16 protein-coding genes are annotated in these 20,232 nt (G+C 38.7%); 13 read left to right on the top strand and 3 right to left on the bottom strand.

What is annotated here, in order from left to right; all coding sequences use genetic code 11:
* Positions 1-3 precede the first annotated feature (3 nt).
* The 11 genes from kdpB (at position 4) to FN756_RS06445 (ending at position 14,896) form a co-directional block, all read left to right on the top strand.
* Positions 4-2,064, top strand: coding sequence for a potassium-transporting ATPase subunit KdpB (kdpB, locus tag FN756_RS06495; protein WP_142602543.1), 2,061 nt, complete (start codon positions 4-6; stop codon positions 2,062-2,064).
* Positions 2,065-2,146: 82 nt separating this feature from the next.
* On the top strand, positions 2,147-2,701 hold the full coding sequence (locus FN756_RS06490; RefSeq protein ID WP_142602541.1) for a K(+)-transporting ATPase subunit C: 555 nt from the start codon (positions 2,147-2,149) through the stop codon (positions 2,699-2,701).
* Positions 2,702-2,782: 81 nt separating this feature from the next.
* Positions 2,783-3,856 carry a porin gene (locus FN756_RS06485; RefSeq protein WP_142602539.1) on the top strand — a complete coding sequence of 358 codons (1,074 nt, stop codon included), beginning with the start codon at positions 2,783-2,785 and terminating at the stop codon, positions 3,854-3,856.
* A gap of 56 nt (positions 3,857-3,912) precedes the next feature.
* Entirely contained in the window at positions 3,913-5,037 is a 1,125-nt protein-coding gene (locus FN756_RS06480; protein ID WP_142602537.1) for a sensor protein KdpD, read from the top strand.
* A gap of 104 nt (positions 5,038-5,141) precedes the next feature.
* Positions 5,142-6,848, top strand: a complete 1,707-nt coding sequence (locus FN756_RS06475) for a HAMP domain-containing sensor histidine kinase (RefSeq protein ID WP_142602535.1) — start codon at positions 5,142-5,144, stop codon at positions 6,846-6,848.
* A 164-nt stretch (positions 6,849-7,012) separates the two neighbouring features.
* The gene (locus FN756_RS06470) at positions 7,013-7,378 is read left to right on the top strand and encodes a septal ring lytic transglycosylase RlpA family protein (protein WP_142602533.1); all 366 of its coding nucleotides are present in this window, start codon (positions 7,013-7,015) and stop codon (positions 7,376-7,378) included.
* A 250-nt stretch (positions 7,379-7,628) separates the two neighbouring features.
* Positions 7,629-10,502 carry a DEAD/DEAH box helicase gene (locus FN756_RS06465; protein ID WP_142602531.1) on the top strand — a complete coding sequence of 958 codons (2,874 nt, stop codon included), beginning with the start codon at positions 7,629-7,631 and terminating at the stop codon, positions 10,500-10,502.
* A gap of 84 nt (positions 10,503-10,586) precedes the next feature.
* Positions 10,587-10,928, top strand: coding sequence for a phage holin family protein (locus tag FN756_RS06460; RefSeq protein ID WP_142602529.1), 342 nt, complete (start codon positions 10,587-10,589; stop codon positions 10,926-10,928).
* 105 nt (positions 10,929-11,033) lie between these two features.
* Positions 11,034-12,026 carry a YpdA family putative bacillithiol disulfide reductase gene (locus FN756_RS06455; protein WP_142602527.1) on the top strand — a complete coding sequence of 331 codons (993 nt, stop codon included), beginning with the start codon at positions 11,034-11,036 and terminating at the stop codon, positions 12,024-12,026.
* A 127-nt stretch (positions 12,027-12,153) separates the two neighbouring features.
* Positions 12,154-13,548: a DUF1800 domain-containing protein gene (locus FN756_RS06450; RefSeq protein ID WP_142602525.1), complete on the top strand. Its 1,395-nt coding sequence runs from the start codon at positions 12,154-12,156 to the stop codon at positions 13,546-13,548.
* 151 nt (positions 13,549-13,699) lie between these two features.
* Positions 13,700-14,896 carry a DUF1501 domain-containing protein gene (locus FN756_RS06445; protein ID WP_142602523.1) on the top strand — a complete coding sequence of 399 codons (1,197 nt, stop codon included), beginning with the start codon at positions 13,700-13,702 and terminating at the stop codon, positions 14,894-14,896.
* A gap of 84 nt (positions 14,897-14,980) precedes the next feature.
* Here FN756_RS06445 and FN756_RS06440 read toward each other — a convergent pair whose 3' ends face one another.
* Positions 14,981-15,202: a hypothetical protein gene (locus FN756_RS06440; RefSeq protein WP_142602521.1), complete on the bottom strand. Its 222-nt coding sequence runs from the start codon at positions 15,200-15,202 to the stop codon at positions 14,981-14,983.
* Between the two features lie 181 nt (positions 15,203-15,383).
* On the opposite strand from FN756_RS06440, the gene FN756_RS06435 reads away from it, so the two are divergent.
* Complete coding sequence (locus tag FN756_RS06435; RefSeq protein ID WP_142602519.1) at positions 15,384-18,269, top strand: tetratricopeptide repeat protein; 2,886 nt, start codon at positions 15,384-15,386, stop codon at positions 18,267-18,269.
* A gap of 65 nt (positions 18,270-18,334) precedes the next feature.
* Here FN756_RS06435 and rbfA read toward each other — a convergent pair whose 3' ends face one another.
* Entirely contained in the window at positions 18,335-18,706 is a 372-nt protein-coding gene (gene rbfA / locus FN756_RS06430; RefSeq protein WP_185955205.1) for a 30S ribosome-binding factor RbfA, read from the bottom strand.
* Positions 18,707-18,912: 206 nt separating this feature from the next.
* On the opposite strand from rbfA, the gene FN756_RS06425 reads away from it, so the two are divergent.
* Positions 18,913-19,365, top strand: coding sequence for a GNAT family N-acetyltransferase (locus tag FN756_RS06425; protein ID WP_142602516.1), 453 nt, complete (start codon positions 18,913-18,915; stop codon positions 19,363-19,365).
* A gap of 47 nt (positions 19,366-19,412) precedes the next feature.
* Here FN756_RS06425 and FN756_RS06420 read toward each other — a convergent pair whose 3' ends face one another.
* Positions 19,413-20,204: a DUF1365 domain-containing protein gene (locus FN756_RS06420; protein ID WP_142602514.1), complete on the bottom strand. Its 792-nt coding sequence runs from the start codon at positions 20,202-20,204 to the stop codon at positions 19,413-19,415.
* Positions 20,205-20,232 lie beyond the last annotated feature (28 nt).

Below are 20,232 nucleotides of genomic sequence, written 5' to 3'. Positions count from 1 at the left end.
AACATGGATATTTCAAGAAAACATACACGCAAATTGGACTTATTTGAGCGAGATCTTGTACAAGGAGCGCTAAAACAGTCCTTTGTAAAATTAAATCCTCGGATCATGATCAAGAATCCGGTCATGTTTACCGTGGAAATGGGCACACTGGTAACGTTGATAGTTACATTATATTCAGCATTCACCGGCGACAAATCACAAGGCTCAGTTATATACAACTTTATTGTATTCCTAATTTTATTGGTAACCGTATTGTTTGCCAATTTTGCTGAAGCCATTGCTGAAGCGCGTGGCAAAGCACAAGCCGAATCACTACGGAAAACCCGCGAAGAAACACCAGCTAAAGTTATTCTTTCGGATGGCAAGATGATTACCAAATCATCGGCTCAACTACTCAAAGGTGACTTATTTATCTGTGCGGCTGGAGATGTGATTCCTACTGACGGAGAAATCATTGAAGGCTTGGCAACGATTGATGAATCAGCCATAACCGGTGAGTCTGCCCCCGTTATTCGTGAAGCTGGCTGCGATAAATCATCAGTTACCGGAGGTACCAAAGTGCTTTCCGACGAAATTAAAGTGGTAGTAACCACACAGCCAGGCGAATCGTTTTTGGATAAAATGATTGCTTTGGTGGAAGGAGCTTCTCGTCAAAAAACGCCTAACGAAATCGCTTTAACTATCTTACTGGCAAGTTTCACACTGGTGTTTATTATTGTTTGCGTTACCCTAAAGCCATTTGCTGATTACGCAAATACCCCGATTACGATTTCATCATTCATCTCTTTGTTCGTTTGCCTGATTCCTACCACAATAGGCGGCTTGCTTTCGGCAATTGGTATTGCAGGAATGGACCGGGCATTGCGAGCCAATGTTATAACCAAGTCGGGTAAAGCGGTAGAAACAGCTGGCGACTTGGATACGCTTCTGCTTGATAAAACCGGCACCATTACCATTGGAAACCGCAAGGCCACCAATTTTTATCCTGCTTTAGGTATCGATTCGGATATGTTTCTTCAAGCGTGTACCTTATCATCTTTAGCAGATGAAACGCCCGAAGGTAAATCGATCGTTGAACTGGCCAATGAGCAACTAAACGGCAAGAAACTAATTACTGTTGATCAGAAAGGCATGGAATTCATAAAATTCACAGCTGAAACACGCAGCAGCGGCGTTAATCTGGCTGACGGGCACCGAATCCGCAAAGGAGCCTTTGATTCAATCAAAAACATAGTAACCAGCGCCGGAAACAAACTTCCAGACGAAACTGAGGAACAAGTAAAGAAAATTGCTTCGAATGGGGGAACTCCTCTGGTAGTTTGTAGAAACGAACAAGTGTGGGGTGTAATTGAATTACAAGACATTATCAAACCAGGCATTTCAGAGCGTTTTGAACGCCTCCGCAAAATGGGAGTAAAAACGGTGATGGTTACCGGCGACAACCCTTTAACAGCAAAATACATTGCGGATAAAGCAGGCGTTGATGACTATATTGCTGAGGCGAAGCCTGAAGATAAGATGAACTACATCAAAGCTGAACAAGCCCAAGGTAAATTGGTTGCAATGATGGGTGATGGAACCAATGATGCTCCGGCTTTGGCTCAGGCTGATGTTGGTGTGGCAATGAACAGCGGAACACAAGCGGCGAAAGAAGCAGGCAATATGGTAGATCTTGATAACGACCCTACCAAACTGATTGAGATCGTTGAAATTGGCAAGCAGTTGCTCATGACTCGTGGTACACTAACCACTTTTTCAATTGCGAATGATGTGGCTAAATATTTCGCCATCGTCCCGGCTTTGTTCATGGCCTCGATTCCCGCTTTGCAAAGTTTGAACATTATGAAACTAAGCAGCCCGGAATCGGCAATTCTTTCAGCGATCATTTTCAACGCCATAATTATTCCCATGTTGATTCCTTTGGCATTAAGAGGTGTTGCCTACCGTCCAATCGGAGCAAGTGCTTTATTACGCAGAAACCTGCTAATTTATGGCTTGGGAGGCATCATTGTGCCTTTCATTGGTATTAAGTTGATTGATATGGTAATAACAATGTTTATATAAAATATAGCGTATTGAGAAATGAGTATTGAAAAAGTTTTATTCAGTCATATCGCAATACGCAAATCTCAAATCTAATAAGACAATGAAAAAATATCTTCTTCCATCTATAAAAATAACCATAATCCTTTCCATTCTATTTGGTGGATTATTTCCTTTGGCCTTAGCCTGCATTGCTAAACTAGCGCCAGGAAAAGGTGATGGGGTTAAAGTAACCTATAATGGTAAAGTGGTGGGTTATGAACTCATCGGACAAAAGTTCACCAAAGATAAATACTTTTGGGGCCGTCCTTCAGCAGTTGATTATAATGCGGCGGGTTCCGGGGGCTCAAATAGGGGGCCTTCTAACCCTGAGTATTTGAAACAAGTTCAGAATCGCATCGATACTTTTTTAGTACACAATCCGACTATAACAAAATCAGAAATTCCTGCTGAATTAGTTACAGCTTCAGGTTCTGGCTTGGATCCTAACATATCACCAAAAGGCGCTGCTGTTCAAGCGGCTCGTGTAGCCAAAGTTCGCAATATTTCCCTGGAAAAAGTAAATGAACTGATCACCAAACATACTGAGCATCATACCCTGGGACCAACAACAATCAATCTATTAAAGCTGAATGTGGCTTTGGATGAATTAAAGTAGATGAGAGTATTGAGATTTATGATATGAGACTCTTGTCGGACATCTCAAATCACAAATCTCCTATCCCAAATCCTGAATTAAATGAAAAGACTTTCAACCATAATAAGCATTTTCATCGCCGGTAGTGCTGCTGCACAAACTACAGATTCTTCAAAACTAAGTGTGAGCGGTTACGCCGAGATTTTTTACAATTACGATTTTAACAAACCCGAAAATCATACTATACCAGGATTTTTATATAACCATAATCGCTCAAATGAGGTTAACATTAATCTTGCATTCGTAAAAGGAGCTTATAATGGAGATCGGGTGCGGGCCAATTTAGCACTAATGGCCGGAACTTATGCTCAGGCTAACCTTGCTGCCGAGCAACCAACTATGCAACATGTTTTTGAAGCCAACGCAGGAATCAAATTATCAAAGAGTGCTAATCTGTGGTTTGATGCAGGCGTTTTTGCATCTCATCTCGGCTTTGAAAGTGCAATCAGTCGCGATTGCTGGACCTTAACCAGGAGCATTTTAGCCGAAAACTCTCCTTATTATGAATCAGGAGCAAAACTGTCATATACAACCCCAAATGAGAAATGGTTTGTTTCGTTCATGTATTTGAACGGCTGGCAGCGAATCAAACGGCTTGATGGTAACAGTACGCCGGCTTTTGGAGCTCAGGTTACCTTTAAACCATCATCAAAAGTTACCTTAAACTACAGTAACTTTATTGGAAATGTCAAACCAGACTCGGTAAAACAAATGCGCTATTTCAATAATTTTTATGGAATATTTCAGCTTACCGATAAGTTTGGATTAATGGCTGGTCTTGACTATGGGATAGAGCAAACATCAAAAGGATCATCAGATTATAATACCTGGTATAGCCCTGTGTTAATTGCCCGTTATGCAGTAACTGATCAGTTGGCCATTGCAGCTCGTGGAGAATATTACAGTGATGAAAATGGAGTCATCATTGCCTCCGGAACCGAAAATGGTTTTAAAACCTTCGGTTACTCTATAGGTTTTGATTACACTCCGTTTAAAAATGTACTGCTTCGTGCAGAGGGCAAAAACTTCAAGAGCAAAGACACCATCTTTACACGCAACGGCGAATCGGTAAGCAACAATGCTTTTGTTACTACTTCATTGACCTTTAGTTTTTAAAAAATAAAATTCAAAAGACCGTCTTTTGATACATCTCTAAGGTTAAAATAAATCTAATGCCTGAAAAAGAACAATCGGCACAGCATTTTATAGAACTTATTCAACGTTCAAAACGAGGTAAGTTCAAAATTTACATCGGCATGAGTGCGGGTGTGGGAAAAACTTATCGCATGCTGCAAGAGGCACACTCCTTGCTCAAAAATGGCATTGATGTTAAAATCGGCTATATAGAAACACATGGCCGTAAGGAAACTCATGCCCTACTCCTTGGACTACCAATTATTCCTCGCCGTAAATTGTTTTATAAAGGTAAAGAGCTTGAAGAAATGGATCTTCAAGCCATTCTTACTGTAAGGCCTGAAGTGGTGATAGTAGATGAGTTAGCCCATACAAATATCGAGGGCAGCCAAAATGAAAAACGCTGGCAGGATGTATTGGATATTTTAAAAGCAGGTATTAACGTAATCAGTGCGGTAAACATTCAACATATTGAAAGTATAAACGATGAAGCTGAACGCATTAGTGGAGCAACGATCCAAGAACGTGTTCCAGATAGCGTTTTATTAATGGCCGATGAGGTCGTAAACATCGATTTAACCGCTGAAGAATTGATTACCCGATTGAAAGAAGGCAAAATTTACGATGAAGCTAAAGTGCAAATGGCCTTGGGTAATTTCTTTCAATCTGAAAAAATACTCCAATTAAGGGAGCTGGCCCTGAAAGAGGTAGCAAGGCAAGTTGTACGTAAAATTGACGCTGAAATACCTAAAGCCATCAAATTGCGAGCTGAAGTTTTTATGGCTTGTATCAGTACAAATGATGTTTCAGCCAAAAATATTATTCGCAAAACGGCGCGCTTAGCAGCTTATTACAATTCGAGATGGTTCGTGCTATATGTACAAACCCCACGCGAAAGTGCAGACAAGATAAGACTCAATTGTCAGCGTCATCTTATCAATAATTTTAAATTGGCTACTGAACTTGGAGGAGAGGTAATCAAACTGAAAAATGAGAACATTGCTGAAGGCATGTTTGAGGCAATCACAAAATACGAAGTTACCACACTTTGCCTGGGTAAACCGGAGTTTAGTTGGTGGAAAGTTTTTAAGGGGCGAGCCTTATTTGAACAAATTATAAAAAAAATAGAGCGATTGGATGTCGACTTGGTGATACTTTCATAGATCAAAGATTCAAGAAGAGCAAAGACAGTAATGCCTTTTATCTATGTTGGATCTCCATCTAAATCTATATCTCAATACTCAGATCGCAAAATCTAATATCTAAAATGAAAATTAAAGCTAAACTCACGCTTGGACTCTGGTTTCTTTTCATCGTAATTCTACTAATGGGACTTACCGGAACTCACTATATTTATAAACTAGGCAAGGATTCAAAAGCCATTTTAAAAGATAATTATGAATCTATTGAGTTTGCCAAAGACATGATGCAACAGTTTGATGATATCAGTAGTGCGGATGTGGCCAAAGCTCAAGAAGCAACTAACTTGTTCAGTCAACGACTCAATCAAGAAGAAAATAATATTACTGAGATTGGTGAAAAAGAAACTGTTGACCAGCTTCGAGTAGATTTTGAGAATTATAAGAAAGATCCTTCCTCGTCAGTTCTGGCTAATTCAATTCGAAGTAAATTGTACAAAATAAGCGAAATGAATATGCAAGCGCTGGAACGAAAGAACCGGGTAGCTCAAAAAACAGCCGATGATGCCGTTCTCTATATTTCATTATTACTTGCCATTTGCATAATGGCTTGTTTCAGCTTTATCATCAATTTCCCTGGTTATATCGCCAATCCAATTCGTCAACTTACTGAAAGCATTAAAGAAATCGCCAATAGAAATTACGGACAACGTTTACATTTTAAATCGGGTGATGAGTTTGGAGAACTAGCTATTGCATTCAACGGGATGGCGAAGCAACTGGATCTTTACGAAAACAGCAACCTTGCCCAGATCATGTTTGAGAAAAAAAGAATAGAGACCATTATTGATAACATGACCGATCCAACACTTGTACTCGATGAAAACAACAAGATTTTGTTTGCTAATCCATCAGTATGTGCAATTATGGGGATGAGGGAAGATGATTTACTAGGAAAATCTGCTCCCGATGTAGCCATTCATAATGATTTGTTGCGAACACTTTTAGGAGAACAGCATATTGGCAAAGAGCTGAAAATTTATGCCGACCAAAAGGAAAGCTATTTTATTCAAGATGTTTTTGGAGTAAAGAATGAAGAGCGTTTACTCGGTAAAGTGATCGTACTTAAAAACATCACCAAGTTTCATGAATTGGATGAGGCCAAAACCAATTTCATCGCCACCATATCGCATGAACTGAAAACACCTATAGCTTCCATAAAAATGAGTATCAAATTGCTGGATGATGAGCGAGTAGGAACTGTAAATCAGGAGCAAAAACAGCTAATCAGTAATATAAATAGTGACACTCAACGTTTGTTAAAAATAACCGGTGAGCTTCTTGATCTGGCTCAAACCGAAACCGGAAATATTCAGCTTAATTTCCGCAAAACAGAACCAAAAATGATCGTTGATTATGCTTACAATGCTGTAAAATTTATGGCTGAACAAAAGCAGCTTGAGCTGGACGTAAATTGCTCGGATCAATTACCACTTGTGAATACTGATATGGAAAAAACTGCTTGGGTATTAGTAAACTTTCTGTCAAATGCAATTCGTTATAGTCCGGAAAAAAGTAAAATCGAAATCAGAGCTGAACAAACGAATCATGAGGTTGTATTCTCTGTTCGTGATTTTGGCAAAGGCATTGAAAAAAAGTACCTAAACAGAATATTTGAACGCTATTTCAAAGTTCCGGGCCTTGATAAATCACAAAGCGGAACCGGTTTGGGCCTGGCCATTTCTAAAGATTTTATTGAGGCGCAAAACGGACGTATTTGGGCAGAAAGCGAATTAGGCGAAGGCAGCTCCTTTGCTTTTGCATTGCCGGTATAAATCGTCATTTGAATCTCCTCATATGAAATTATAAAGCGGGAATAATCTCCCCAATATTCCACTTTTGCAAACGTACCATTCGCCTCTATCAGCTCAGATTGCCGATTTATATGCGGTGGCATGGTTTTCCCCTTTTATTATAGTCAAACCAACAAATCTAAATCATGAAACCAAAAACATTAATAGGCCTTTTGGCTTCCGGGCTTGGATTTACAGCTTGCTCTACGGTTAGCCAAACCGGAAAAGCTTCATATTATAGTAATGAGTTTGAAGGCCAAAAAACAGCCAGTGGCGATCGTTATGAATCTTCTGAATTAACTGCTGCGCATCGAACTTTGCCTTTTGGCACCATACTGCATATTAAAAATCTGGAAAATGGCAAAACTGTAAAAGTCATTGTCAATGACCGCGGCCCGTATGTGGCAGGGCGCGTAATCGATTTGTCCAAAAAAGCAGCTTATCAACTAGGAATGGTAAACTCAGGCGTTGCCAGGGTTAAGGTTAGCTATAAAAAACCAATCCAAAAATAGAGCACACTGCATAACAAAAAAGAAGCCTCTGAAGATAAAAAATCTCCAGAGGCTTCTTATCTCATAGAAAGTCTAGTAGCTTAAATAAGCCTATCGTTTTTACTTCTCCACAAGTCTGCCGTGTAATGAATGATCCAAATGAAGGCTTTATTAATTAATGGATTTCAGAAAAGTTCTTTTTTACTTAATATTTTTTATCTTTAATTTTTTTGTTGCTACTACCTTGCACTAATTTTAGTTGTTTCATTCTATGCTTAGAGTCGATAGTAACAAGCCCTGCAAAATTGTTTATTCCCTTCTTCAGCACGAATTCCTCGGATTTTTGTTTGAGCCTCATATTGTACAGCTCAATCGTGAAAACTTTTATTCACTAATTCACCAACGTCTGTTTTCACATACAGCCCAAGAATTCGCCGCTTACCTTGACGAAACTGATTTTAAGCTGATAAAATTGCTTGAACAATGCGAACAGGAAAACATTATTCGCAAATATCATAAAAAACCGATACGCCCTTCAGAGTATTTTCCAAAGTTTTATACCGATGAGGTTCATGCCCGTGTTCGCCCTACTATTGAACGGCTACAATCTCAGGCGATCAACCTGATGCGCGATAAACGGGTTTTTGAAATGGGTAAGGAGGGCAATCCGGCCTGGATGCGTTTGAACATTGCCGACACTGCAGCCTCGGTGCTTTTTCATTTTCGTCGAAATGAAGAAAGCACGCGCTATTTTCCAACCATAAAATACAAAGACCGTCGCATCGATTTTATGTTTAAAGATGCGCAGGTAATCAGCAACAGCCCGGCTTGGTTATTATTGAATGATACACTTCATTTTTTCGAGGGAGAGCTGGAAGGTAAAAAACTTAGTCCTTTTCTCAATAAACGTTTTATTGAAATACCTAAAGCTGCTGAAAAGAACTACTTTGAAAAGTTTGTAGCGCCTCTAATTGAAAAGCATCATGTGTATGCAGAAGGCTTTGAGATCATAACCGAAAAATATGAAGCCTCTCCTATTCTGCAAATCAATCCAAAAAATGAACTACCCGAGATTGAGCTTTTCTTCATTTACGATAAATATCGCTTCCCATTTGAAAGTAGCGGAACCGTGTCGGTAAGTGTTGAGCAAATAGGCGATAACTATGTTTTCCATCGCGTAAAGCGAGCTAGTTTATGGGAGCAGAAAAAAGCTTCCGAACTTGAATACCTTGGCTTGGAAAAACATCATAAAAATCTCTACCGCTTAAAAAGCACTGATAGTGAAAACTTAGAATTCAGCATTCATGAGTGGATCAATGATCACTTTGACGAGCTGGCTGAAAAAGGATTTTCGATTGAACAAACTGAAGGCGATAAAAAGTACGTATTTGGCAAGAGCACCATTAATCTTCAGTTTAAAGAAAACAACGATTGGTTCGATGTACACGCCACCGTTCGTTTTGGGAATTATGAAATTCCGTTTATCGAGCTTAAAAATCATATTCTTAATCACCGGAAAGAGTTCTTGTTGCCATCAGGAGAAATTGCAATCATCCCTGAAAGTTGGTTCGCTACTTATGGCAACCTGTTTGCTTTTGCTGAAGGAGGAAAACATCTGCATCTTAAAAAGCATCACATAGGACTTATTAAAGAATTTACAGAGAGTCAGCTGGCTGAAACCATTATGGATCGAAAACTGCAAGCTCTTAATACATTTGAAGGCATTGATGACATTCCTACTCCAAAGCATTTTAAAGGAGAGTTGCGGCCATATCAAAAAGCAGGGTTTAACTGGTTCAGTTTTTTAAGCAGGTACAACTTGGGAGGTTGTCTCGCCGATGATATGGGTTTAGGGAAAACCGTTCAAACGCTGGCTTTGCTTCAAAACGTAAAAGAAAAAAGCGAAGTTCATCTTACTTCGATGATTGTGATGCCCACATCATTAATCGATAACTGGAAAAGTGAAGCGAAAAAGTTTACCCCACAACTCAAAATCTTTGTATATACGGGTAGTGATCGTATAAAGGACACCAGTAGTTTTGCCGAATACGATGTAGTGTTAACTACCTATGGAATTGTACGTATTGACACTGATATTCTTCATAAATTCTATTTTCATTACATCATTCTCGATGAAAGTCAGAATATAAAAAACTCGCTATCGAAAAGTGCAAAGGCAGTTCGTACGTTAAAATCCAAGAATCGACTCATCCTTAGCGGAACGCCGGTAGAAAACACAATTGCTGATCTTTGGTCACAGTTATCGTTTGCCAATCCGGGCCTACTGGGGAATCATACTTATTTTCAAAACGAGTTCATCATTCCGATAGAGAAAAAGCAGGATGAAGAAAAATTGCGCCGTTTACAAGCCATCATCAAGCCTTTTATTTTGCGCCGTACTAAAGATCAGGTGGCAAAAGAACTTCCTGATAAAACGGAACAAATCTTTTACTGCAATATGAGTGAAGAACAGGAAAAGGTATATGAAGAAACAAAATCGTATTACCGCAATGAACTCTTAGGCTTAATTGCTGATAACGGTGCAGGCAAATCACAAATACCGGTATTACAGGGATTAACTAAACTTAGGCAAATTGCCAATCATCCGCGCTTGACTGATGATAACTACAAACATGACTCCTGGAAGTTTTCATTGGTTCTGGAATTATTACAAAACACCTTAGCACGCGGACATAAAATCTTGGTGTTCTCTCAATTCGTGAAACATCTTTCTATTTTACGCGAAGAACTCGACAAAATGAACATCGGCTATGCTTATTTGGATGGTGCCACTCGTAAACGTAGTGACAACATTCGCGAGTTTAAAGAAAAAGATGATATTCAATTGTTCCTAATCTCAATTAAAGCCGGCGGAACTGGACTAAATCTTATCGAAGCCGACTACGTGTTTTTACTTGATCCTTGGTGGAATCCTGCCGTTGAACAGCAAGCGGTAGACCGCGCTCATCGTATCGGGCAAACCAAAAATGTATTCATCTATAAATTCATCACCAAAAACACGGTTGAGGAAAAGATTTTGAACCTGCAAAAGCGTAAAAAGCACTTGTCGAGCTCATTAATAACAGTAGAGGATTCGTTTGCTAAATCCCTTTCTGCATCTGATATTAAGGCATTGTTGGAATAACCTTAAGTAGAAATCAAGAAATGGTTAGCCATTCATTGAATACCGAAGTTTCAAATTTTAAATCACTAATAACACCTTCAAACGATGAACTTTATAATCAAAATAATTATCACGGGGTTGGTAGCTTTTGGCCTAACCTATATTCTACCCGGCGTTCACATTAAAAATATTGAAACGGCTTTAATACTGGCCTTGGTTCTTGCCATTTTAAACATGTTGCTCAAACCACTATTGGTACTTTTCACGCTTCCAATTACAATCCTCACGTTAGGATTATTCCTATTCGTTATCAATGCACTTATTATCCAATTTGCTGCTAAACTAGTTACTGGCTTTATCGTCGATGGGTTTTGGTCGGCCCTATTATTTAGCTTGTTGCTTTCAGTTGCAACTTCAATGTTAAGTGGCTTAACATCTAAAGAATAATTAAAACAGTGGCGACAGCAGGAACAGTAGTCGGAAGTTGTTGTTTTCTCTTAGTGCTGCTTGGTGATTTCATCCCTATGTGGTGATTTTGAAGCTATTGAACCAATGACAAATGAACTAATAAACCAGTATGATTTAATCATTATTGGAGCAGGGCCCATCGGTTTAGCTTGCGGACTAGCTGCAAAGAAAGCAGGGCTCAACTATGTGATTATTGAAAAAGGGTGTCTTGTAAACTCGTTGTATAACTACCCGCTCAACATGACTTTCTTTTCTACTTCAGAACGACTGGAGATTGGAAAAGTTCCATTTGTTTCGAACAACCCCAAACCTACTCGTCCTGAAGCGTTAGAATATTACCGTCGGGTTGCGATGTCGAACCTCCTAAGCATTCATTTGTTTGAAGAAGTTGAAAATGTCAGACCTCGTATGGAAAAATACCTGATTGAAACCTCTAAAAGCAAATACCTATCCAATCATATCATTATTGCTACCGGATTTTATGACATTCCGATTCTAATGAACATTCAAGGTGAAAATCTTCCAAAGGTTACTCATTATTATAAAGATCCTCATTACTACGCCGGACAAAAAGTATTGGTAATTGGCGCCAATAATTCAGCGGTTGATGCTGCTTTAGAAACCTACCGTAAAGGAGCTGAGGTAACCATGGTAATTCGCGGAGATTCGATTGGCGAACGTGTAAAGTATTGGGTAAAACCTGATATTGAAAACCGCATTAAAGCAAATGAAGTAAAGGCCTTATTTAATTCAGAGGTAGTTGAAATAAAAGAAAATGAGGTAGTAATTAAAACTCCAAACGGAATACAAATTATCGAAAACGATAGGGTGATTGCCATGACCGGCTATCAGCCCAATTTTGAATTTCTCAAAAAGATTGGGATTAAACTATCAACCGATAAGAAAATGCAGCCCTCCTATTCATCTGAAAACATGGAAACTAATCTTCCAAATGTGTTTTTGGCAGGTGTGGTATGCGGAGGAATGGACACACATGTTTGGTTCATCGAAAACTCACGCGAACATGCCGAAAAAATCATCAGCTATATCTCTTCAAAAATAGAGCTTAACAATTAGTCGGTTTATCACAATCCTTCCGCTGTCCCAATCTCAATTCAATCTGACGAACAAGGTATTTTTATTTATTATTACCTCAGGTTAAACTACTTATAAAAACAGTAGTCATAGAAGAAAATTAACCCCTATGGACCAAGCTACTAGTCGAAAAATACAACACCTGTATTCAAGGGCCGGCTTTGGAATTTCGTATTCCACCCTTGCTCATTTAAGTAAGCAATCGGTAGCCAAAGCTGTTAAACAGTTATTTGAAGAATCAGATCATTACCACGAGCTCGACTTGGACATGGATTTGCCTGCGGTAAAAGGCAGGGAAGAAATGAGCAAAGAGGAACGAAAAGACCTTGCCAAAATTTTCAGAGAAAGCACTCGAAATTTAAATACCCGGTGGATGTTAATGATGAGCACAACGAAGGCTCAACTACGCGAGAAAATGACTCTGTTCTGGCATGGACATTTTGCTTGTCGCAGCATCAATCCTGCTTACAACCAGCAACTTAACAATATACTTCGCAACAATGCATTAGGTAATTTCAAAGATCTTTTAATAGAAGTAGCCAAAACACCGGCAATGCTTGCGTTCCTGAACAATCAACAAAACAAAAAAGATCAGCCTAATGAAAACTTCGCCCGGGAATTAATGGAGCTGTTCACTATCGGCCGAGGCAATTATACCGAAGATGATGTAAAACAAGCAGCTCGTGCATTTACAGGCTGGGGATTCAGACCTTTAACTACCGACTTTTTCTTCCGAGTTAACCAACATGATTTCGGACAGAAGGTCTTCATGGGCAAAACGGGCAATTTTGACGGAACTGATATCATCCACATTATTCTTGAACGCAAAGAAACGGCACAGTTCATTTGTAAAAAGCTTTACAAGTTCTTCGTAAACGATCAGGTTGATACGGCACGAGTAAACGAACTAGCAAATTTCTTCTATTCAAACAAATACGAAATAGGGCCGCTTATGGTGAAAATGTTTAGTTCAGATTGGTTTTATGATGATGAGAATGTTGGCACTATGATCAAATCGCCGGTTGATTTTATAGTATCGATGAACCGTCAGTTTTACGTAAGTTATGAAAACACCAATATGTTGATGTTTTTGCAACGCGCCTTGGGTCAGGTCTTATTCTTCCCTCCAAATGTAAGCGGATGGGCCGGTGGGAAAAATTGGATCGATAGCTCTACATTGATGTACCGGCTAAAAATCCCTTCTGTTATTTTAAACAATGGCATTATCGATTTACCGGGAAAAATTGATCCTGACGATGAAGCAGAGATTGCCATGATGAAAAAAGGCCCCACTCAATTACAACGAAAAATACAAGCTACGCCTGACTGGGATAAATTCAGCGCAGAACTACCTAATAAAATGAGCAAAGATGAATTGATTGACTTTATCCTTGCTCCAAATCTTGAAAAAGAAAAAAAAGCCCTGATATCTGACCTTAATGGCAAAAGTTTGAAAGACATTGTTGTTCAATTGGTATCTATGCCGGAGTATCAACTTACATAGATAGAATTAATGAGGATTGAACAAGAGAAAGTTTGAAGATAAAATGAATGAGTGATTGAATGAGAGAATGTCGACTATCTGGCTTATTCCATCAATCTATCATTCAATAATGCTTTCATTTTTAACATAAGTAAGAATAGACCTATTCAACATGAAAAGACGTGAATTTCTTCGCAACAGTGCATTGGTTTCCGGAGCGTTCCTAATCCCATCGTTTTTGAAGCCTTTTGAAGCGCTTGCCGCCGAAACCATAGGATTTAAACGACTAGTAATCATACAACTTTCAGGCGGAAATGACGGCTTAAACATGATCATTCCTCATGGCAATGATATTTATTATAACCTCCGTCCCAGCTTAGGAATTGAAACTGCAGAAGTAATAAAACTTAATGCTATGCAGGGACTAAATCCAGCCATGAGTGCTTTACAAGAGATTTATGATCAAGGATGGATGACAATTATTAACGAAGTTGGTTACCCCAACCCTGATCGTTCTCATTTTCGCTCAATGGATATCTGGCAAACAGCGAGTGCTTCCGAAGAGTATTTACAAACAGGTTGGATAGGCCGTTACCTGGACTCGACCTGCTCAACTTGTAACGCTCCATACAATGCAATTGAGGTTGATGAATCCTTATCATTAGCAATGAAAGGCATCACCAAAAAAGGGATCGCGGTTCGCAATGTTGAACAATTGTACAAAACTACGCGTGAGCCCTTCTTTAAAAATGTGGTGGAAGAAGCTAAGCATGAGATGTTGAGTGAAGATAACCTTGGCTATTTGTACAAAACAATGATTGAAACTTATTCCTCGGCCAAATACATTAGCGATACATCTAAATTGTATAAAAACACTGCCCTTTACCCATTAACTGAATTTGGGAATGAGTTAAAAACGATCTCAAGTTTTATCAACTCAGGTCTCGACACACGCGTTTACTATGTTTCATTAAGCGGTTTCGACACACATATTGCTCAAAAAGGACAACATGCAAGGCAACTGAAAACATACGCTGATGCTGTTTCTGTTTTTGTTAAAGATTTAAAAGAAAAAGGCCAACTTGATGATACACTTATCATGACTTTCTCAGAGTTTGGCCGAAGGGTGAAACAAAATGCAAGTGGAGGAACAGACCATGGCACGGCTAATAATGTGATGTTGTTTGGAGGAAAACTTAAAACTCCTGGTTTTTTCAACGATGCCCCTGATTTAAGCAACCTCGACAATGGTGATTTGAAGTTTAAAATTGACTTCAGAAATGTATATGCAACACTACTTGATAAATGGTTAGGAGTAAATAATGCTGCTGTGTTGAATAAAAACTATAGCACACTTAAACTTATTTAATCCTCTTTTTAATTTTAATAAAAAAATGGGCATAACGGCCCATTTTTGCTTTTATAGATAGGAACTAGTTTTTCTCCAATTGTACTATTTCAGACGTAAATCATCAAAGTCATCGAATAACAAGTCCCATTTTTCATGAAGTTTGTCTCCCGCCAATCCTTCATTCTGACTCAAATAATCGTTTTGAGGCCCTTCACTCTTTGAGTCATCCATTATAAAACTCCAATTTACCTGAGCCAAATTCATAGTATTTCCTTTTGAGGCTTTAAAAGGAATAGGGGTTGCATTGTTTTGTAATTTCTGCATAGCGTAATTTATTTAGAGGTTAAAATATGCTCACTGAATAAACTGTCAGCTAATAAATTATTAATCTTTTGTTAAATATCCACAAAATTTAATTCGCTCCTTTTTTTAGAAATCAGTAATTTTCACTTGTTAAAACAGCATATTGCAATGTTGTTTTTAATGACTCATTATTACTTATGCCATGAATAAATCCAGTTTCTTAATAGGTGTAATTTCTATTCTTTTCTGTCTTCATGCAAAGGGAGAAAATCCTGACAGCATCAATGTAACGAGGGAAAATCTCAACAAAAAGCGTGCAATGATTTTAGCCAGCAAGGAGTTAAAAACAGAGTCCAAAATTGAGCGCTTGTTAAAATTAGGTGCATGGAATGATGCTTTTTTGTTGATTAAAGCAGACAAGAGTCCAAACATTGAAATGAAATTGCTTTATGCCGATTATCTCCTCCTTAATAATGATTTTAAGAAGGCCGACTCATTGGTAAGCGCTGTACTTGAAAGGAAAAAAGAAAACGTAAAAGCTTTATTGTTAAAAGCACAACTAGAAATACAGGCTTGGAAGCTTCCTGAAGCCGAAAAAACCTGTCAGGCCATTACTTTGCTTAAAGACAAACCCTTTTACGACAAAGCCATGTTGCTCATGGGCAGAGCTCAATTGTTGCAAAAGCAATATGATAATGCCTTTAAGATTGCTAAAGAAATAGAAACTCAATTTCCAAATAATGCAGAGGCCTGGTTGCTAGAATCGGATGTTTTATTTTGGACACAAAAACCTGATCAGGCTGAGGCTCCGCTAAAAAAAAGCCTGGAGCTTGATCCTTACAATGCCGACGCCCGTTTCAACTATGGTTATGCTATTTGGCGCAGAGTTGACGCCACCCAACTAAAGGCCATGGCTGCTCAATGGGATTTAGCATTGGCTATAAATCCACTGCACTTTCAAACGCACTGGCACTGGGGAAACGGACATACACAATTAACATATGCTGATTATGCCCAAAAAGAGGATGAACAAGTTCGTAAAGAACTCGCTCCGGCTGATGATTTAATTCGCTCGCATAAAATCCAAGAAGCCATTGATTATAGCAGAACTATTGAGAAAAAATATCCGCATTCGGTACTTCCGGCAATGCTGCGAGGTTCTGCTTATTATATGGCGTTTGATATGAAACGCAGCACTCGTCTTGATTCAGCTCAGGCCATTTTCTTACAAATACTTTCAAAAAAACAACACTTTGGACCAGCACACAACGGCTTAGCGGCAGTTATCAAATCGAAACGCATTCCGTATTATGCCGCATTTGATTCTATTGAAAACGCATTGAAAACGTTAACGATTAAAGATACGAAGAACTTCGAACGCGTCTTCCCCGACGTTAATTATTATCCGGGAGAAACGGTTAAAAAATGGGCGTGGACTCAATTGTATACCTCTAGTGCTTATTTCCCTTTGCTTTCTAAACAAAATAAAACTTTTGCAATCCCACCCTTGCATATTGATCTGGCTACAGCACTGCACGATAATTTTTACCGACAAGCTACGACCTTTGATAATCGCCAATGGATGGATATCCGCGGTGTTGGCAGCGGCGCTGCAGGTATTGAGTATGTAGAACGTGGCGCCTATCAGGAACGGAATGTACTCCTTCATGAGTTTATGCACCTCATTCATCTTAATGTTTTAACGGATGCTGAAACGCGTAAGATTCGCGAATTATATTACAAAGCGATGCAAGAAAACCGTATGCTCGATTATTATTCAGCCAATAACGAACACGAATATTTTGCGCAAGCTTATCCAGCTTACTTTGAAGCCGTGAAGGTGCACCCCTTGGATTTTAAATCAATGAATACCACTGCCGACCTTAAAACTAAGGATCCGGGAATGTTCGCATTTATTGACAATCTCACTAAAAAAGAGAAAAATGCATTATCGGGAAATGCTTCAGCGATGAAAAGCAATTGGGCCCAATCCTATTTAAATCTTAGTTTACTTGCCACCGATAAAAATCGTGCAGCAAAACTATTGGACACCGCACTCAACTATGACAGCAACTATTCTCCGGCACTGGTAGCATATGCTGATCTTAAAATTGCTTCCGGAGACTTTACGGCTGCTCAACAGTACTTACAAACTGCTCAATCATTGAATGCCCAATATTCTCCTCTATTGGTAAGCAAAGCAAAGTTGCTTCAGGCACAAGCTGAAAAAGGGTTGATTTCTCCAGCAGAGTCTATTTCAAATCAAACTCAACTTTATCAAAAAGCACTTCAAATAGAACCCGATCCTATGGTTAAGGCCGAAATTATTTCGGCTATGGAAGATTTCTATAAAAAAAATGGATTAGTGGCAGATGCTTTTTTTACAGCGGAGAATTACGCAAAGTCGGCTCCTACCACTTCAACTTATCTACGCGACATTCGCGATGAACAAGTGGCTTATGCCGCCTTGCTTAAGGCTGGCTTGGGATACAATGACGCCGTTGAAGTGTTGAGAAAGCAAGTACAACAAAAACCTCAAAACTATGATTTACGCGGGCAATTTGCCGATGCGCTGGCTGCCAACAAAAGTTATGATGAGGCAATCGCCAACCTTCAAAGTGTACAAAAAATATTAACTGCAAGTGGATCAGAACGTGCTGATTTCACCTTAAAAATAGCTGAATATTATTATTGGGAAGCCGAAACTGATTCAGCTGCAATATTGATTAAACCATTATTGAATGGCAAACCAATGATTAATGGCAACCAAACTCGTCTTATACGTTTGCTGGCGAATCTTAACCAAACTTCAAAAGCCGAAGAGCTATTTGCTGCTTTACCACCCGCAAAGGATAATTTTGAAAAGGCAGATTACTATTATACAGAAGCTAAAATTCGGGAGAGCAAAGCTTTAATGGAAGAGGCCTCACAGGATTACAAAAAAGTAATCGAACTAAACCCTTACCATTTTAATGCAGTTTTCGATTTGATTAAATTTTACAGAACCGCCGGCTTTACCAAAGAAGCCAATGCCGTATACGATAAGTTAATCAATTTAAAAATGAAGCCGGGGCCGGCTTTCAGGTAAATGAAATGATGAATGCTGAATTATAAACACCCCTATTATTTATAATTCAGTATTCATAATTAAGACTATTCCTCCTCGCTTGATTTAGGCTGTTTTTCAATCTCATTAAAGAGCTTGTCCATTTTTGCCACGTAATCTTGGGTATCATCAATGAAGAAATCCAGTTCAGGAACAACCCTAACCTGATCTTTAATTCGCTTGCCTAGTTTATACCGAATTTCACCTTGTTGTGCCTTTATGGTATTAATGGCCAACTGAGGATTTGATGTATTAAAAAAACTAAGATAAACACGTGCAACAGCCAAGTCAGGCGTAACCCGCACCTTAGTAATGGTGATAAAGGTGTTTGGGAACAATTGCTGTCCTTCAACCTGAAATATATCGGCCAGGTCCTTTTGAATAACCCGGGCAAATTTTTGTTGTCTTTTCGATTCCATCGTCATCAATTTCTATATTCTTCGCACCAATTCCAACTATTTTGGAGTTGATTAAATAACTCGATCATAAGCTACAGATTTTAACTGAGCCTTGCAAAGGTACAAAGATGCGGCGGATTAAAGGAAAGTTGGCCAAGTGGATTTTTCTTATTTTAAACTCCTGTTGAGCTGTTACATCTAACCGTTAATTGCTTAACTTGTCTTCTATGTTTTTTAGAGAAGCTAAGCCTTCAGATTTTAAAGAATTGCATGCAATACGGATGTCAGTTAAAGAAAACGTATTGTCAAATCCGTCGTTAATTACAGCAGAAGACTATGAATATCATGTTTCTGTTTTGGGCAAAGGTTGGGTATGTGAAATAGATCATATAATCATTGGATTTTCAATAGTTAATTTACTAAAGAACAACATTTGGGCATTGTTTGTCCGCCCCGAATATGAGGGATTAGGTGTAGGCAAACAGCTACATGACACTATGCTCAACTGGTATTTTAGTCAAACAAAAGCAGCAGTTTGGCTTAGTACTCAGCCTAATTCAAGGGCGGACGGGTTTTATAGAAAATCAGGTTGGAAAGCAACCGGCAAAGACAGTCATGGCGATACCATTTTTGAATTAACTTATAACGACTGGAATAAACAAAATAAAAGCACCATCTAAAAATTTACGACCAAGGTAGCATCCTTATTGATGAAAAATATACGAAACTAGAATCTGAACGATTTATAAACTTCCTGCTGTAACTCTTCTTGATCGGTTTTTCTATGATATGGAAAACCGCGTAACCACATTTTTAATGCGTGCCAATGAATTAGTGAAATAATGCGAATGATTACAAAAGGGAATTGGATACTATACCAAATCAAATTTCGATTATTAAGTGATCTTCGTTTGCCAACAAGCGTGCTCATAAACTTTTTACCTTTATGATCGAAATCGTCAATTTTGCTGGCAAAAGAACGACCGGGCACTTCCAAGTTAAAAAGGAAGCTCACATCCTGATCAATAAACGGAGATATATAAAAATTTTTAGGCGTATCCAGATAGAATCGATGTCCTCGCAATTGTTGCGGACTAATAAAGTATGGCATTTGCGCGCCATATGCATCCCTTACTTCAACGACCGAGCATACCGGTTCCTTGTTTTCATCTATGCAGAAATAAAACGAAACCGGATTAAACTGATAACCAAACGTACATAGGTTGGTAAGCAGCATGATTTTAAATTTGGAGGCATCAAGCCCTTGCTTTGCCAAATAAGTATCAATCTGCTCACGAGTCGAAAGGCCTTGAGCAGTGTCTTGAGAAAACCCCAGATGATCCTTATCTCTGAAATTAAAAATATTAAAGCGGTTGTGCCCCAAAAACAACAACTTCCTTTTTAAGGTATCTATCTCATCTAGATCGATATAAAACATAAAAAATCGGTAATGAAATCTCTTTTTAACAGGCTTCAACCGATTATGGATCACCAAACATTCATACAAACAGGAATGCATATATTTTTTCTTGATAAATTAAGTTAAT

Origin of the sequence: Solitalea koreensis, assembly GCF_900182575.1 — a bacterium.
In the GTDB taxonomy this organism is placed as follows: domain Bacteria; phylum Bacteroidota; class Bacteroidia; order Sphingobacteriales; family Sphingobacteriaceae; genus Solitalea; species Solitalea koreensis.
Note: the sequence above shows the minus strand (reverse complement) of the source record. Positions and strands in the feature narration are given on the sequence as shown.